At 39.8% G+C, this 15,606-nt stretch carries 15 protein-coding genes; 13 read left to right on the top strand and 2 right to left on the bottom strand.

The window, feature by feature from the left end:
- Window positions 1-205 precede the first annotated feature (205 nt).
- From A6749_RS01290 to A6749_RS01280, 3 genes are all read left to right on the top strand, one after another.
- The gene (locus tag A6749_RS01290; RefSeq protein ID WP_066383949.1) at window positions 206-1,393 is read left to right on the top strand and encodes a CaiB/BaiF CoA transferase family protein; all 1,188 of its coding nucleotides are present in this window, start codon (window positions 206-208) and stop codon (window positions 1,391-1,393) included.
- 20 nt (window positions 1,394-1,413) lie between these two features.
- On the top strand, window positions 1,414-2,625 hold the full coding sequence (locus tag A6749_RS01285; RefSeq protein WP_066383942.1) for an acyl-CoA dehydrogenase family protein: 1,212 nt from the start codon (window positions 1,414-1,416) through the stop codon (window positions 2,623-2,625).
- Between the two features lie 97 nt (window positions 2,626-2,722).
- Window positions 2,723-4,054 (top strand): aminotransferase family protein, encoded by a 1,332-nt coding sequence (locus A6749_RS01280; protein ID WP_066383939.1) that lies wholly within the window; start codon window positions 2,723-2,725, stop codon window positions 4,052-4,054.
- A 52-nt stretch (window positions 4,055-4,106) separates the two neighbouring features.
- Here the strand turns inward: A6749_RS01280 and A6749_RS01275 are convergent, their stop codons facing one another.
- On the bottom strand, window positions 4,107-4,415 hold the full coding sequence (locus tag A6749_RS01275) for a DUF3870 domain-containing protein (RefSeq protein ID WP_066383938.1): 309 nt from the start codon (window positions 4,413-4,415) through the stop codon (window positions 4,107-4,109).
- 553 nt (window positions 4,416-4,968) lie between these two features.
- Between A6749_RS01275 and qoxA the strand changes: the two genes are divergently transcribed.
- The 4 genes from qoxA to qoxD all read left to right on the top strand — a co-directional run bounded on the left by qoxA (window position 4,969) and on the right by qoxD (window position 8,776).
- Window positions 4,969-5,874, top strand: a complete 906-nt coding sequence (qoxA, locus tag A6749_RS01270; protein ID WP_066383931.1) for a cytochrome aa3 quinol oxidase subunit II — start codon at window positions 4,969-4,971, stop codon at window positions 5,872-5,874.
- A 76-nt stretch (window positions 5,875-5,950) separates the two neighbouring features.
- Window positions 5,951-7,897 carry a cytochrome aa3 quinol oxidase subunit I gene (qoxB, locus tag A6749_RS01265; protein ID WP_066383929.1) on the top strand — a complete coding sequence of 649 codons (1,947 nt, stop codon included), beginning with the start codon at window positions 5,951-5,953 and terminating at the stop codon, window positions 7,895-7,897.
- Window positions 7,897-8,493: a cytochrome aa3 quinol oxidase subunit III gene (qoxC, locus tag A6749_RS01260; protein ID WP_066383928.1), complete on the top strand. Its 597-nt coding sequence runs from the start codon at window positions 7,897-7,899 to the stop codon at window positions 8,491-8,493. The genes qoxB and qoxC overlap by 1 nt, the downstream gene beginning before the upstream one ends.
- Window position 8,494: 1 nt before the next feature.
- The gene (gene qoxD, locus A6749_RS01255) at window positions 8,495-8,776 is read left to right on the top strand and encodes a cytochrome aa3 quinol oxidase subunit IV (RefSeq protein ID WP_066383927.1); all 282 of its coding nucleotides are present in this window, start codon (window positions 8,495-8,497) and stop codon (window positions 8,774-8,776) included.
- Between the two features lie 56 nt (window positions 8,777-8,832).
- Here qoxD and A6749_RS01250 read toward each other — a convergent pair whose 3' ends face one another.
- Window positions 8,833-9,102, bottom strand: a complete 270-nt coding sequence (locus A6749_RS01250) for a hypothetical protein (protein WP_236719610.1) — start codon at window positions 9,100-9,102, stop codon at window positions 8,833-8,835.
- 288 nt (window positions 9,103-9,390) lie between these two features.
- On the opposite strand from A6749_RS01250, the gene A6749_RS01245 reads away from it, so the two are divergent.
- The 6 genes from A6749_RS01245 to A6749_RS01220 all read left to right on the top strand — a co-directional run bounded on the left by A6749_RS01245 (window position 9,391) and on the right by A6749_RS01220 (window position 15,601).
- Complete coding sequence (locus A6749_RS01245) at window positions 9,391-10,251, top strand: permease prefix domain 1-containing protein (RefSeq protein ID WP_066383921.1); 861 nt, start codon at window positions 9,391-9,393, stop codon at window positions 10,249-10,251.
- A 32-nt stretch (window positions 10,252-10,283) separates the two neighbouring features.
- Window positions 10,284-11,318, top strand: a complete 1,035-nt coding sequence (locus A6749_RS01240) for a TolB family protein (protein ID WP_066383919.1) — start codon at window positions 10,284-10,286, stop codon at window positions 11,316-11,318.
- A 200-nt stretch (window positions 11,319-11,518) separates the two neighbouring features.
- Window positions 11,519-12,373, top strand: a complete 855-nt coding sequence (locus A6749_RS01235) for a hypothetical protein (RefSeq protein ID WP_066383916.1) — start codon at window positions 11,519-11,521, stop codon at window positions 12,371-12,373.
- The gene (menC, locus tag A6749_RS01230; protein WP_407937499.1) at window positions 12,373-13,485 is read left to right on the top strand and encodes an o-succinylbenzoate synthase; all 1,113 of its coding nucleotides are present in this window, start codon (window positions 12,373-12,375) and stop codon (window positions 13,483-13,485) included. The genes A6749_RS01235 and menC overlap by 1 nt, the downstream gene beginning before the upstream one ends.
- A gap of 821 nt (window positions 13,486-14,306) precedes the next feature.
- A complete protein-coding gene (locus A6749_RS01225) occupies window positions 14,307-14,720 on the top strand; it encodes a GNAT family N-acetyltransferase (RefSeq protein ID WP_174842967.1) in 414 nt (137 codons plus the stop codon).
- 2 nt (window positions 14,721-14,722) lie between these two features.
- The gene (locus A6749_RS01220; RefSeq protein WP_066383908.1) at window positions 14,723-15,601 is read left to right on the top strand and encodes an NAD-dependent epimerase/dehydratase family protein; all 879 of its coding nucleotides are present in this window, start codon (window positions 14,723-14,725) and stop codon (window positions 15,599-15,601) included.
- The last annotated feature ends 5 nt before the right edge of the window (window positions 15,602-15,606 follow it).

The following is a 15,606-nucleotide window of genomic DNA, read 5'->3' as shown; positions in this document are numbered from 1 at the left end:
TAAATATATCTTCATCCTATCCCCCTCCCAGTGGAAGGAAATGAAGCTTTAAAGTTATCAATAATATTATTGACTGATAAGTTTCCACTTCCAGCTTTAGCCGGCTGGTAAAAATGGAACGGGTAGCCAGTCCAATACACATTAACTGTGTGTTTGGGCTGGCTTTTTATGTTTTTCGCTAAAAATCCAAATAGGAGGAGGTAGTATGACAGGAGCATTAGAAGGTATTAAGGTATTAGATTTAACGAGAGTACTGGCGGGTCCGCATTGTACGATGATTCTCGCTGACCTTGGTGCGGATGTGATCAAGGTCGAGGCCCCGGGTGGCAGCGATGAGACGAGAAGCTGGGGGCCGCCTTTTCAAAACGGGGTTAGTGCCTACTATTTATGTGCAAACCGCAATAAGCGAAGCATCACCGTCAATCTGAAATCCGAAGAAGGCAGGGAAATCATTCGTACGTTGGCAAAAGAAGCGGATGTTTTAATCCATAACTTCAAAGCCGGCTCAATGGAAAAATGGTTATTGGATTATGAATCATTGAAAAGCAAAAACCCGCGGCTTGTTTATTGTTCCATCACCGGATTTGGAGAAACGGGCCCTTACAGGCATTTCCCCGGATATGATTATATCATTCAAGGTATGAGCGGATTGATGAGCATTACCGGAAGTGAAGAAAGCGGCCCGCTGAAAATCGGTGTAGCCATGGTTGATATTTTAACAGGGTTATATTCCGCAATATCGATTGAAGCAGCCCTGTTGGAACGGGAAAGATCAGGACTGGGACAAAAAATCGATATGTCGTTGATGGATACGGCCGTCAGTTCACTTGCCAATGTAGCCAGTAATTATCTCATTTCAGGTACAGTTCCCAGAAGACTTGGCAATGACCATCCGAACATTGTTCCGTATTCGAAGTTTAGTGCAGCAGATGGGGAGATAATTATTGCTGTTGGGAATAATCGCCAATTTGTCGCCCTTTGTGAAGTGTTGGGAATGAGTAAATTGGCTGTAGATGAAAGGTTTCACACCAATGAGGCGCGGGTGCAAAATAAGCTGGAGCTTACGAGAATAATTGAAAAGCAGCTCCAATTAAAACCTGTCAATGAGTGGACTGAATTGTTTTTGCAGCATAATATTCCATGCGGTCCTATCGCAACATTGGATCAGGTTTTTGATCATCCGCAGGTTACGGCGAGGGATATGGTCGTTCAAGTGGAGCACCCGGAAGCAGGGACAGTTAATCTTGTAGGCTCTCCTATGAAACTATCAAGAACAAAGACGAGGATAGAGCGCCACCCGCCAATTCCAGGGGAGCACACAACTGAAATACTATTACAGGCAGGTTATACAGAAGAAGACGTAGCACATTTAAAGGAAACGAAAATTATTTAAATTACTAGGAGGCAAAAGTTATGAACTTTGATTTTTCTGAAGAACAAGTGATGTTAAGAAAGATGGTTAGAAGTTTCGTTGATAAGGAAATTATTCCATATATGCAGGAGTGGGAGGAACAGGGGGCATTTGATCCGGTAATTTGGAAACGTTTACGAGAGCTTGATCTTATGGGTGTATGTATCCCAGAAGAATATGGCGGCAGCGGAATGGATTATAACTCGCTGGCAATAGTCTGCGAGGAGCTGGAACGAGGAGATACAGCCTTCCGGACGGCGGTATCGGTCCATATAGGTTTAAACAGCCTGACATTATTGCAATGGGGAACAGAAGAGCAGAAGCAAAAATACCTTGTACCACAGGCAAAGGGTGAAAAAATAGCTGCCTTTGGGTTGACGGAGCCTGGAGCAGGTTCTGACGTGGCTTCCCTGCAGACAACTGCAGTTCGGGATGGGGATGATTACATTTTAAATGGCTCGAAAACATGGATCTCCCTTTGTGATGTGGCTGATCATTTTATCGTGTTTGCCTATACGGACAAATCAAAAAAGCATCACGGGATTTCTGCCTTTATAGTCGAGCGCACGATGCCTGGTTTTTCATCGAAAGCAATTAAAGGGAAGCTTGGCATTCGCTCTGGAAATACAGGAGAATTGTTCTTTGATCAACTAAGGGTTCCAAAGGAGAATTTACTTGGTCAAGAAGGGGAAGGATTCAAAATCGCCATGGCCGCACTTGATAACGGCCGGTTTACGGTTGCGGCAGGGGCAGTGGGGCTAATCATGGCAAGCTTAGAGGAAAGCGTAAAGTACTGTCATGAACGGAAAACCTTTGGCAAAGAAATTGGCAGACATCAGCTTGTGCAACAAATGATTGCCAACATGGAGGCCGGATTGCAGATGAGCCGACTCTTAGTCTATCGTGTCGGGGAATTAAAAAACAAAGGTGTACGCAATACAAGAGAAACGTCCCTTGCAAAATGGCAGGCATGTGATTTTGCCAATAAAGCAGCCGATGATGCCGTTCAGATACATGGAGCATATGGATATTCAAGCGAATACCCGGTGGAGCGCTTCTTAAGAAATTCAAAGGCCCCAGTTATTTATGAAGGAACAAGAGAGATTCATACCATTATGCAGGCAGAATATGTCCTTGGCTATCGTGAAGATAAACCATTAAACAAAATGCTCCCGGCATGGCCATATGAAAAAGAAGCTGTGAAAAATAGTTAAATGATTCATCGAGGACTCATAGAATAGAAGTGATGGACTTCTCTTGAATGTCGAGGGAAGTCCAAACAAATAGATTTTCAAGCGAAGGAGAGTCAGTATGCGTCAAAACCAAGTACAGAGTACTCTAAAAGACACTTTAGTTGATTTGGATAAGAAGCATTTTATCCATCCCACCTCTTCTTTGAAGCAGCAGCAGGAATCAGGTGCTCCATTTATTTTTACCGAGGGAAAAGGAGTTTATCTCACGGATATTACCGGTAAAAAAGTTCTCGAAGGCATGTCGTCATTATGGAATGTGAATGTCGGCTACGGCAGAAAGGAATTGGCGGAGGCTGCCCGTGAGCAGATGGAAAAGCTGGCATTTAGCAACTCCTTCTCTTCCTTTAGCAACGAACCGGCTATTCGTCTGGCCGCAAAGCTGGCGGAAATTACTCCAGGGGATTTGAACGCTGTGTTTTTTACATCCGGCGGTTCCGAATCCAATGATACTGCCTACAAGCTGGTAAGATATTACTGGAAATTGAAAGGTTTCCCGCAAAAAACGAAAATTATTTCACGGAAAAAAGGATACCACGGGGTCAACATCGGAGCGACAAGTGCGACCGGTATTTCGCCTTTCCATGAAATGACATCTTCGTTAGCACCTGATTTCCTTCATGTTGATACTTTTTCAACAGATGCAATAAGAGAGTGTATTGCTAAGGAAGGTGCTGATACGATCGCTGCCTTTATTTCAGAACCAGTTCAAGGGGCCGGCGGGGTAAACATTGCCCCTGATGGATATTTCCAAGAGGTAAGAAAGATTTGTGATGAGCATAATATTTTATTCATCGCGGATGAAGTCATAACCGGCTTTGGGCGGACAGGTAAATTATTCGCCTGCGAGCATTACAATGTCGTCCCGGACGTGATGCTGCTGGCTAAAGGAATTACGAGTGGATATATCCAGCTGGGTGCAGTGGTTATGACCGAGAGGATTCATAAAGATCTCGTTTCCTTATCGGACGGAGTTCTGCTTCACGGCTATACGTACAGCGGCCATGCTACGGCATGTGCGGTTGCTTTGAAAAATCTTGAAATCATTGAAAAAGAAAATTTAGTAGAGAATTCACGTTTAATGGGGGAAGAGCTGTTAAAGGGATTCAAAAAAATACAAGAAGAGGTAGACATCGTTAGTGAGATCCGTGCGCTTGGATTAATTGGCGCGGTCGAAATCATGGACCCGGTTACGAACAAACGATTCCCGACGCTTATATCTCCAAAGGTGAGCGCTGAATGTGCCAAACGGGGGCTGATTGTTAGAACAGTAGGATTTGAGGGCATGGACACCGTTGTCTTTTCGCCGCCGCTTGTCATAAATAAGCAGGAAATAGATGAGCTCCTTTCTATCCTTCGAGAATCATTATTAGCAATTCAAAACAGTTTATAATTTGCTATTAATAGAAAGGCCCCTTTTTTCAAGTGAAAGGGGCCTTTCTCCTTTATTGGTTAAGTGATTCATATTGCTTAAATAAATCTTTTAATGCCGCAATCAGGGCATGATTGGCTTTTCCTAAATATCCCGTTTTTAATTCATCTAGCGGTGCATCAATACCGTTCCGCAAACTATGTCCTTTTAACAGCCTATTGATATAATCACGGCCGTGCTCAGTAGCGAGCGTACAGGAGGCATCTACTATGACCCCATATTGTTTATCAATTTCCGCAGTGATCGTCAATGTTTCATAAACACTTCTAGCAGCCATACCAGTTGGCAGCTTCGCATGACCCGCGATAAATATCGTATTCATTCCGTCACTCCCCCAAATCAGTTATATTTTTAGAATAATATAAAAAGTGAAAAATAGTAAGGAAGTTTTAAAAGGAGTTTTAAAAATTTCAGTCTCAAGAATATATTGGTTACCTGGGGAATTATCCGATAAAGGTTCAGTTTGTTCTAATTCTTCGATTTGTCTTAAATCTTGGACTTGTTTTTATTTTTTCAAGAAAGTTAAAAATGATCAAAATAGATGATTATAAATTACAATTCGATTGAATAATGGCTTAATAGCGGGGCGCGAACGATTCTTCGCTTTTTTTATTTTATTTTTGTACAAAAATATTTCGAAGCTGATTGTGGGAAACAAATTATTTATAATAATCCTTTTTTAAATAAAATGCCAGTGAATAGCATCCCTTTTTTCAAATGTCGAATTCTTTTTGAACATTTAGTGACATATCTCCTGAATGGGTGTCCTTTAATTGTGAACGGTATTAAGATAGAAAATAAAGATGTGATATAAATCACATACTCAAAAAATATTTTTAATATGAAGTGTTAAAATAAAAGAAAGGGGTACTAGCATGAAAGTAAAATCGGCTTTATTAATGCTTGTTTTCACTATTGCCACGGTGCTTACCGGATGTGAACCGCTGATGGTTCTCGATCCTAAAGGGCCGCAAGCAGAAAGGCAAGCCCATGATATCCTGTTATCGATCGGGATCATGTCATTTATTGTAATTGTTGTTTTTGCGATTTTAATTTATGTGTTGATTAAGTATCGTGCTTCTAAGGCAAGTCCGGACTATGAACCACCTCACATTGAAGGTAATAAATGGGTTGAGTTGATCTGTGTCGGGATTCCAATTGTCATTGTCACTTACTTTTCAATTGTATCTGTACAAAGTAACTACATTGTGGAAGCTAAGCCGCAAGCATATGCGGATAAAGAACCTTTAGTAATATATGCTTCATCTTCTGACTGGAAATGGCACTTTAGTTATCCGGAGCAAAATATTGAGACGGTTAACTATTTGTATATTCCGACAGACCGTCCAATCGAATTTAAGCTTTATTCATATGGACCGATTACAAGCTTCTGGATTCCGCAGCTGGGCGGACAAAAATATGCAATGTCTGATATGATCACGACATTACACTTGGCAGCAGATGAACCTGGTGAAATGATGGGCCGAAACGCCAACTTCAGCGGTAAAGGATTTGCTGAAAATATGTTCAATGTTACGGCAATGTCTGAAAAGGATTTTGATAAATGGGTTAAGGACGTTAAGAAAACGGCAAAACCTTTAACCGAGAAAAAATTTGACGAGTTATTAAAACCAGGGCATCTTGGACAAATGACTTTCACTGGTACTCATTTAGGCTTTAATCCTCCTCCAGAGGAACATCATATGGGAGCACCTAAAAATAAAGATGGCCATACCGATCATTCACAAATGGACATGAACATGGATATGTCCAATCAATAAAATCATAAGTAAATATTGAACGGTTTAATAGATGAATAGTTAAAAAGAGAGATTTCTTGAAAGGAGTTAATCAAGGATGGAGTTCTTTGAACGTTTTGCCATACCAAATCCTAGTATTGCCATATATGCATCTATGGTTGCAATTGGCCTTACAGTGGTCGCCATTATTGCAGGCTTAACCTATTTTAAAAAATGGGGCTATTTATGGCGTGAGTGGTTAACAACGGTTGACCATAAACGAATTGGGATTATGTATTTAATTTCTGCCTTAATTATGTTATTCCGCGGCGGTGTGGACGCGATTATGCTGCGTGCTCAGCTTGCTGTACCTGATAATAAATTGCTTGATCCACAGCATTATAATGAAGTTTTCTCAACACACGGGGTTATCATGGTCATGTTCATGGCAATGCCATTCATCTTTGCCTTTATGAACTATGTTGTTCCATTACAAATTGGCGCTCGGGATGTCGCATTCCCAAGGTTAAACGCATTAAGCTTTTGGTTATTCTTCTTTGGTGCGATGCTGTTTAATATTTCCTTTGTTATTGGCGGATCACCTGATGCTGGATGGACTTCCTATTTCCCGCTTGCTGGAAATGATTTTAGTTCTCATGTAGGGACGAACTATTATATGATGGCCATTCAAATATCCGGTATTGGATCGCTGATGACCGGTATTAACATGATTACAACCATTTTTAAAATGAGAGCACCTGGCATGACATTAATGAAAATGCCAATGTTTACATGGTCCGTTTTAGTTACGAACCTGATCATTGTTACGGTTTTCCCAGTCATCACAGTAGCACTTGCAATGGGAACAATGGACAGATTATTTGGAACTCACTTCTTCGCCACAACCAATGGCGGGATGGATATGCTTTGGGCCAACCTGTTCTGGGTATGGGGACACCCTGAAGTATATATTTTAATCTTACCTGCGTTTGGTTTATACAGTGAAATTATTTCAACATTTTCTGGCCGAAATCTTTACGGCTATAAATCAATGGTTGCTTCCATGGTTATTATCTCAGCATTATCTTGTATGGTTTGGGCGCACCATTTCTTTACAATGGGGCAAGGGGCACTTGCAAACAGCTTTTTCTCCATTACAACCATGATGATTGCTGTACCAACAGGGGTTAAGATATTTAACTGGTTATTTACATTGTGGAAAGGGAAGATTCGTTTTACCGTTCCAATGCTTTATTCACTAGGGTTTATTCCGCTTTTTGTTATTGGCGGGGTGACAGGGGTCATGCTGGCGATGTCGGCTGCTGACTACCAATACCATAATACAATGTTCTTAGTAGCGCACTTCCATAATACGATTATCCCTGGTGTAGTATTTGCCATGCTTGCTGGTCTTACGTATTATTGGCCAAAAATGTTTGGTTTTATGTTAAATGAAAGAATCGGGAAATGGGCATTCTGGCTTCTATCCATCGGATTCTGCTTAGCGTTTTTCCCAATGTACATTACCGGTTTAGATGGTCAGGCACGTCGTATGTACACCTATTCTGAAGCTACTGGCTATGGACCATTAAATATGCTTTCGTTTGTTGGCGCAGGTGTTATGGCCATCAGCTTTGCTTTAATCGTTTATAACGTTTATTACAGTGTACGTTATTCACCAAGAAATATTGGTGCGGACCCATGGGATGCACGTTCACTTGAATGGGCTACACATACTCCTGTACCGGAATATAACTTTGCAATTGAGCCGCATGTAGCTTCAAGTCAAGCATTCTGGGATGCTAAGAAAAAAGGTCACGAGCTGTTCCCTGGTAAAGTGGAAAAAATCCATATGCCAAATAGCAGCGGAGTTCCATTTATTATGAGCGCGATCTTCTTTGTATTTGGATTCTCAATGATCTTCTCTCTGTGGATTCCAGCTATTATTTCACTGATTGGAATCTTTGCATGTATGGCACACCGTTCATTTGAAAACGATCATGGTCGATATATTTCTGTTAAGGAAATAGAAGAAACTGAAACGAAATTGCGGGGTGTTAACTAATGAAAGTCGATCACACGCTGCCATTAGAATATAGTACAAAACAAAACGGAATGAATATTTTTGGCTTTTGGGTTTTCCTTGCCGCTGAAATTATGCTGTTTGCGACACTTTTTACTTCTTATTTTACGTTAGAGCATAGAACTGGCAGCGGTCCAAGCGGCGCTGAAATTTTTGAAATTGCTCCTGTCTTAATTGAAACGTTTGTCTTATTAACAAGTAGTTTTACGATTGGTCTTGGAGTTCATGCTATGCGGATTGGCCGCAAAAAAGCGATGATGACATTCTTTGTGATTACACTTCTTCTTGGTCTAGTTTTCCTAGGCTTTGAAATTGATGAGTTTATTACGTATATCCATGAAGGGGCTACATTGCAAACGAGCGCATTTACCGCTATGCTTATGACAACATTGGGAACACATGGGCTGCACGTTACCTTCGGATTGTTCTGGGGAACAGCTATTCTTCTGCAGGTGAAAAAACGCGGCTTAACTCCCGAAACAGCAAATAAATCATTTATCTTCTCATTATATTGGCATTTCTTAGATGTAGTTTGGATCTTTATCTTCAGCTTCATCTACTTGAAAGGAATGATGTAAGATGAGCGAATTATTTCCGCGTAAACAAATAATGGGCTTTGTGTTTTCATTAGTTCTGACAGCAGCAGCCCTTACTGTTTATTTCCTTCACTTGTCGTTTGCACAGGGCATGGCAGTACTATTGATTACTGCATTTGTTCAAGCACTGCTGCAGCTTGTCGTGTTCATGCATGCTGGTGAAACGAAAGATAAATGGATTATTTACGGCAAAGTATATTTTATGATTGCCATGGCGTTAATTACTGTTTTCGGAACATTACTCATTTTCCTTTGGGATATGTAAAGAAGAAAGAGAGCATCCTGTTAAGATGCTCTCTTTTCATTTTGTATGTGTGATTATTATCTTTTAACTAAATACAATCCATTCCGATATTTATTCGGTGCAATTTCCATTCCCTTATCAGTGTTTTCCACCATCTCTTCAGTAGCGATAAAGAACATTCCCATGAGAAAGAACATAACTGCTCCTACAATGGCACCGATCCCAATACCAATTACCGAATTTAAACCGCTTACAACTCCATATATAAAGATCATTATACCAGTAAGTAAGGTAATACTCCCTGCTAATTTTGTTGCATTCAAAATTTTCATTCGTGAATTCATCATAATGACCTCCCCCAAATACCCTTATACTACTATTATTCACTTTGTTCACAAAATTGTCAAAACTTTGTTCACAAAGTTGTCAAAAAATATCAGACTTTTTGTCACAAAATATGCTACATGATTTTCATTTGGAAAAATTTATTATACACTCTTGTATAACGAGATCTTTTACTTTTGTCGCTAATCAAACAGAGGGATCTATATGGTTATGAAATTACCAAATTATTAAAGCGATTAAGTGATGAAGCTAATCGAGAATTTAGTCCAAAGAAGCTCGGAGGGGTTAATATGAAGTCGAAGTTAGAACAGTATGCGGAAAACATTGTTCGGCATACAGAATGTTCTAAGAAAGAAAAAGAGGATCTTTATGAGGAACTGCTCATCCACCTCCAGCTATCTCGAGATTCCTTTATAGCAGAAGAAGGATTGACACCAGAAATGGCCGAGGAAAAAGCCATTCAGCAATTCGGTAAGGAGGGGGAAATTGGCACTCAACTGCAGCAGGCAATATTCCCGTATCGGAAGGAATTAATGCTTGCATTAGCCATATCTTCGATTTTATTTACAATCAGTCTGTATTTATTGCGTCTCTTTGTTGAAGGGGATGCTCATATTGGCTGGCTCTGTTTTTCGATGGGTACATGTGCCATGCTTTTGTTTTTCCCGCTAAATCATAGCTTTCACATTAATAGAAAGCTATGGTTAAATAGTTTACTGATTTTCCATACTCTTGGGGTGCTTTACGGCTGGTTACTAACTGCTTACTTAAATCATCCTGCCTCCACTGGATTGACTATTTGGCTGTGGTTAAATATTGCATTAGGCATGGCTCTTGTATATCGAACAACAATTTATGATTATAGCTTCCATGAAAAATCAATGAAGATTCTTCATGGAATGAATATTATCAGTGGCGTTATCATTATTGTAGGCTCATTATTTTTCATCTGGGGTGGACTCATAATGATTGGTACCTTTCATCCGATGATGCTGGTATTTGCCAGTCCGATTGCAATCTGGATTGGAATGTACATAGCGCAGATTAAACTGGCAAAGAAAAATAAGGGGATTGCATTGGTGCTTGGCTCCATTCCATTTATAGGTTGCATTCTGATTATTTTGTATTTTTATTCCCCAGCTTTTATTTAAGTTGGATCCGGCTGCAATGAAAGGATTTTATTATGAAGAAAAAATATCTTATCTTTCTCTTTTTATTTTTGTTTGTTGCTACAGCAGCTCTTGTGGTTGTTGGGATGTTTTTTAATAAAACAGATCAGGAAAAACAAAATGGGCTTACGAATCAATATGATATTTCATCAAAGAATACGATTGCCTATGTTAAATATGACAAAGGCAGACCACAATTGTATTTATATAATAAAAAGCTGTCGATAGATACACTCGCAGTGGAATATAAGGAAAATATGATAATTCTAGACCCATCTTTTTCACATGATGGTTCCACCTTGGCCTATATCACTTCTAATAAAGATAAAGAAACAGGTCTAGAGAGTACAGTACACTTTCTGGATTTAAGAACAAAAGAAACAAGGAATGTGTTTACTGATTCTTCCGTTATTACCGAGGTTGAGTTTACACCGAATGATTCGTCCCTTTTTTACCTAGGGGCCGGGACATTTGAAAATTATTCGCCGATTACTGGAAAACGACCGCATAATTTTGATGTATATCAATATGACCTTGTTAAGAAATCACATAAAAAATGGACGAAACTTAAGCAGTATTCTATTCATTCGTTAAACGTTGCTCCTAGCGGTGATCGTGTATACGTCCAAAGAGATGATGATTCGGATGTAAAATCAGCGGAGGATTCATTCCAAGTGAAACAGAGAATTTTTGAAATTCCTTTGGGTCATCCAGAAAAATTGTCCGTTATTTCTGACCCTGACCGGGAAGTGGATGTATTTAGCTTTACAATCACTCCTAATGGAAAAGAATTAATTTTTCAATCCATCAGTAATGCAGATGAGGGCGGTACCTTTGAATATGAACTGTATAAATACAATTTAGATTCAAAGGAAGAGAAGCAGCTGACCCACTTTGGTGAATATGTCGGGGACCCTGTTGTTAGCTCAAATGGCAAAACCATTTACTTCATGCTGGATAAAAACTTTGCAAAGGGCGACCCAGATTACCATTTATATAAAATGAATATCGACGGGAAAAAGGAAGAAGAAATTCCGCTTCCAAAGTGAGGAAGTTAAATCACTAAGCTGAAAGAAGCATATCTGCTGGAGATATGCTTTTTTGTTATTGTAAAAAAAACGTTGAGAATTTACAGAATATAAACTATATTCGATGTTAATGAGTATTGAAAGGAATTTTAAACAACTGACTATATATTTTAACCAAAATCAATACTGGACACTTTTTAAAATGAAATGAGGGAATCAAAATGACATCCGGAGTAACCATACGATCTTTAACAACTATTTCGGAATTAACCGAGGTAAACAAATTAGAAGCAGAAGTTTGGAAAACAACCGCAATCCCAGTGCATCAAACGTTAACTGCCATCAAAAACGGCGGCATTATGCTAGGGGCATTTATTAATGACCAATTAGTTGGATTTAATTACGGATTCCCTGGCATTAAAAACGGAAGGCTCCATTTATGCTCCCACACAATGGGGATTCATGAAGGTTATCGAAGTAAGGGAATCGGGCGATTGTTAAAACTGAAACAGCGAGGAACAGCATTGGCCATGGGTTATCGACTGATCACTTGGACGTTTGATCCACTGGAGAGTCCAAATGCCTATTTAAATTTGCAAAAACTCCGCGGAATTGGTGCGAACTATATTGAAAATATCTATGGGAAAGTGGAAGATGCCTTAAATGCCGGATTGCCTACCGACCGTTTTCAAGTAGAGTGGTGGATTGATAGTCTGCATGTTACGGAACATCACTCATTCAGACAATCTATTCAACTCAGCCACGATAAAACGGTGATTGATCCGTTTATCAATAGTCAGGGGCTGCCTGAACTTATTGATGAAAGGAATGTTGTGGACTTTACAATTAAAAATCAATGGTTTGTACCGATTCCGTGGAGCATCCAGCATATCAAAAATGTTGATAACGGTCTGGCAGTTGATTGGCGGATGAAAACGCGTGAAATTTTTTCAAGTCTTATTTCTAATGGTTTTGTGGCAACAGGTATTAAACGGCTGGAGGAGAATCAGGTTCATTATTATATTTTTGAAAAAAGAGATAGTCTGCAGATTAATGATGATAGGGGAGTGCTTTAATGATTGAACTAGATAAAGTAATCGTAAGAAATGTAAAGATGGAATTAAAATCACCGTTTACGACGAGCTTTGGAACTTTTTTTGAAAAAGAATTTCTTTTGTTAGAAGCCATTGATAAAGATGGTGTCAGCGGGTGGGGAGAGTCTGTTGCTTTTCCGTCACCGTGGTATATAGAGGAAACCGTTAGAACAAATGAGCATATGCTCCAGGATTTTTTACTGCCTAGTTTACTGAAGCAGCCGATTGCCCATCCGGATGAGGTTAGCGAGCGGTTTGCGCCAATTAGACGAAATAATATGGCAAAGTCAGCGATTGAAGGGGCCATTTGGGATTTATACGCCAAGAAAAATGGAGTGCCATTATATCAGGCATTAAGCGGTGAAAAAACGGAAATTGATGTAGGGATCAGCATTGGCATTGAAGAAACAGTAAAGGACCAATTAAATGTTATTGAGAAGGCAGTTGGGGACGGATATAAACGGATTAAGTTAAAAATCAAACCGGGCTGGGATGTTGATATTTTAAGAGAGGTACGGAAGAACTTCCCAAATACACCGCTGATGGCGGATGCCAATTCCGCTTACAGTCTAAAGGACCTTGAACATTTGAAGCAATTGGACGAGTTTGATCTAACGATGATTGAACAGCCGCTGGCACATGATGATATTATTGACCATGCGATATTGCAAAAGGCAATCAGCACACCGATTTGTCTGGATGAAAGTATCCATACCTTAGAGGATACTCGTAAAGCAGTTGAGATGGGAAGCTGCAAAATTATTAATATTAAAATTGGCCGCGTTGGCGGTTTAACACAGTCAAAGAAAATTCATGATTATTGCAAGGAACAAGGGATCCCCGTTTGGTGCGGAGGTATGCTGGAATCTGGTGTTGGGAGAGCCCATAATATTGCCTTAACGACGTTAAGTCAATTTATTTTGCCAGGGGACACTTCATCTTCATCACGTTATTGGGAGCAGGATATCATTGAGCCGGAAGTCATTGCTGAAAATGGTGTAATTAAGGTGCCTGATAGAGTTGGGATTGGCTATGAAGTGAACAGGGAAACAATAGAACGTTTTACAGCGGCAACAAAAATATATCAGGCTTAGTATTTCATTGGGTTGTTTTGTGGGGTTGTTTTAGGCTAAGAATTGCGAGAAAAGCTGTCCAGATGGGCAGCCTTTATTTTTGTACAGAGATTTTTAATTAAAGAAAAGGAATTTAAGCTGTTTTATTGAATGTATATTTAATTGGAAATTTATGAAAAAGGAATCTTGATATAAGTGCCGGTAATTAGTGTAAAAAGTAAATTTCGGTCATTTAGAAGGGGTCTACGCGACCGTAGACGAAGAAAAAGGTGATGTTCGGTCACGTAAAGAGGTTCTACGTGACCGTAGCTGAAGAAAAAGGTGATGTTGGGTCACATAGAGAGGTTCTACGCGACCGTAGCTGAAGAAAAAGGTAATGTTGGGTCACGTAGGGAGGTTCTACGTGACCGTAGCCGAAGAAAAAGGTGATGTTCGGTCACGTAGGGAGGTTCTAAGTGACCGTAGACGAAGAAAAAGGTGATGTTGGGTCACATAGAGAGGTTCTAAGTGACCGCAGCAGAAGAAAAAGGTGATGTTGGGTCACATAGAGAGGTTCTACGCGACCGTAGACGAAGAAAAAGGTGATGTTGGGTCACGTAGAGAGGTTCTACGCGACCGTAGCAGAAGAAAAAGGTGATGTTGGGTCACATAGAGAGGTTCTACGCGACCGTAGCTGAAGAAAAAGGTGTAGTTGGGTCACGTAGAGAGGTTCTACGCGACCGTAAGCGATAGAAAAATCTCATTATGGTCATTTAAAGAATTAAGATGAAGGAGACACTGCAGTGAACGAACAAAAATTCAACATTATCCAGTATAATCCAAAACACGCTGAAGAAACAGTGATGATGTGGCGGGAAAGCAAGGAAAAAGCAATTGGTCAAAAAGAAATTCATAGTTTTGAAAACCATCTTCATTTTCTAAATCATGTATTATCTGAACAGTTCCAAATTGATTTAGTATTAGTAGCTGAAAAAGTGGTCGGTATGATAGTTTATAATGACAAGGAAATCAGCCAGCTTTATATTCATGTCGATTATCAGGGGAGGGGAATAGGTCAAACTTTACTAGATAAAGCAAAAGCCCATTCAAGCGGGAGATTAACCTTATATACATTTGATGTAAATGAAAAAGCACAGCGCTTTTATGAAAAAAATGGCTTTCAAATCATTGCCAGAGGTCATGAAAATGAAGAAAACCTGCCTGATATTCTATATGAATGGGCAGAACAACAAATTGAATCAAACGGAGGAATTTAAAAATGAAAAATATATTAGTTCTTGGCGGTACACGTTTTTTTGGTCGGAAATTGGTAGAGTTATTAATTGCGGACGGATATCATGTTGTGATAATGACGCGCGGTCAATCGGGTAATCCATTCGGTGATCAGGTCGAACATCTTATCGTAGACCGCCTGAATAAGGAAGAGCTGGCTAAAAAGGTTGAAGGCCGTACGTTCGATATTGTTTATGATAATATTTGCTATTCTCCAAATGATGCCTATGCTTTTTGTGAAATCTTCAACGGGAAAATTGGCAAGCTTGTCTTTACATCTACATTATCTACATATGAAGCCGATGGCAACGAGAAAAATGAAGCTGACTTTGATCCCTATCATTATGAAATTCGAATGGGGGATATTGCAGACTTTACCTACGGAGAAGGAAAACGCCAGGCTGAAGCAGTGTTCTTTAAATATGCAAAATTTCCGGTTGTAGCTGTCCGCTTCCCAATTGTAATGGGCGAGGATGATTATACACGCCGCCTGCATTTCCATGTTGAACGTATTGCCAACGGAGAACCAATTGGATTTTTAAATATGGATGCCGAAATGTCGTATATCCAAGCAACTGAAGCTGCAGAATTTCTAAAATGGTCCGGCATGACAAATGTGGAAGGACCATACAATGCAACAGCAAATGGAAAAATTTCATTATCCAACTTAATAAAATTAATCGAAGAGGCTACCGGAAAATCCGCAAAAATTGCATTAGTTGGAAATGAAGAAATCCGTTCACCCTATGCAGTTCCTGTATCATGGTATATGACAAATGATAAAGCTGCCAAAGAGGGCTTTCAATTTACTAACTTACAGGATTGGCTAAAACCGTTAGTTGAAGCAATTGCACGTGGGAAATAAACAAT

This window comes from Neobacillus mesonae, assembly GCF_001636315.1.
Classification (GTDB): domain Bacteria; phylum Bacillota; class Bacilli; order Bacillales; family Cytobacillaceae; genus Neobacillus; species Neobacillus mesonae.
Note: the sequence above shows the minus strand (reverse complement) of the source record. Positions and strands in the feature narration are given on the sequence as shown.

What these genes read in the sequence shown, in the direction of transcription:
- A6749_RS01280 (WP_066383939.1), top strand. Translation starts at nt 2,723, where the DNA reads ATGCGTCAAAACCAAGTACAGAGTACTCTAAAAGACACTTTAGTTGAT.
- qoxD (WP_066383927.1), top strand. Translation starts at nt 8,495, where the DNA reads ATGAGCGAATTATTTCCGCGTAAACAAATAATGGGCTTTGTGTTTTCA.
- qoxA (WP_066383931.1), top strand. Translation starts at nt 4,969, where the DNA reads ATGAAAGTAAAATCGGCTTTATTAATGCTTGTTTTCACTATTGCCACG.
- qoxB (WP_066383929.1), top strand. Translation starts at nt 5,951, where the DNA reads ATGGAGTTCTTTGAACGTTTTGCCATACCAAATCCTAGTATTGCCATA.
- menC (WP_407937499.1), top strand. Translation starts at nt 12,373, where the DNA reads ATGATTGAACTAGATAAAGTAATCGTAAGAAATGTAAAGATGGAATTA.
- A6749_RS01285 (WP_066383942.1), top strand. Translation starts at nt 1,414, where the DNA reads ATGAACTTTGATTTTTCTGAAGAACAAGTGATGTTAAGAAAGATGGTT.
- qoxC (WP_066383928.1), top strand. Translation starts at nt 7,897, where the DNA reads ATGAAAGTCGATCACACGCTGCCATTAGAATATAGTACAAAACAAAAC.
- A6749_RS01275 (WP_066383938.1), bottom strand. Translation starts at nt 4,415, where the DNA reads ATGAATACGATATTTATCGCGGGTCATGCGAAGCTGCCAACTGGTATG.
- A6749_RS01290 (WP_066383949.1), top strand. Translation starts at nt 206, where the DNA reads ATGACAGGAGCATTAGAAGGTATTAAGGTATTAGATTTAACGAGAGTA.
- A6749_RS01225 (WP_174842967.1), top strand. Translation starts at nt 14,307, where the DNA reads ATGATGTGGCGGGAAAGCAAGGAAAAAGCAATTGGTCAAAAAGAAATT.
- A6749_RS01220 (WP_066383908.1), top strand. Translation starts at nt 14,723, where the DNA reads ATGAAAAATATATTAGTTCTTGGCGGTACACGTTTTTTTGGTCGGAAA.
- A6749_RS01240 (WP_066383919.1), top strand. Translation starts at nt 10,284, where the DNA reads ATGAAGAAAAAATATCTTATCTTTCTCTTTTTATTTTTGTTTGTTGCT.
- A6749_RS01235 (WP_066383916.1), top strand. Translation starts at nt 11,519, where the DNA reads ATGACATCCGGAGTAACCATACGATCTTTAACAACTATTTCGGAATTA.
- A6749_RS01245 (WP_066383921.1), top strand. Translation starts at nt 9,391, where the DNA reads ATGAAGTCGAAGTTAGAACAGTATGCGGAAAACATTGTTCGGCATACA.
- A6749_RS01250 (WP_236719610.1), bottom strand. Translation starts at nt 9,102, where the DNA reads ATGATGAATTCACGAATGAAAATTTTGAATGCAACAAAATTAGCAGGG.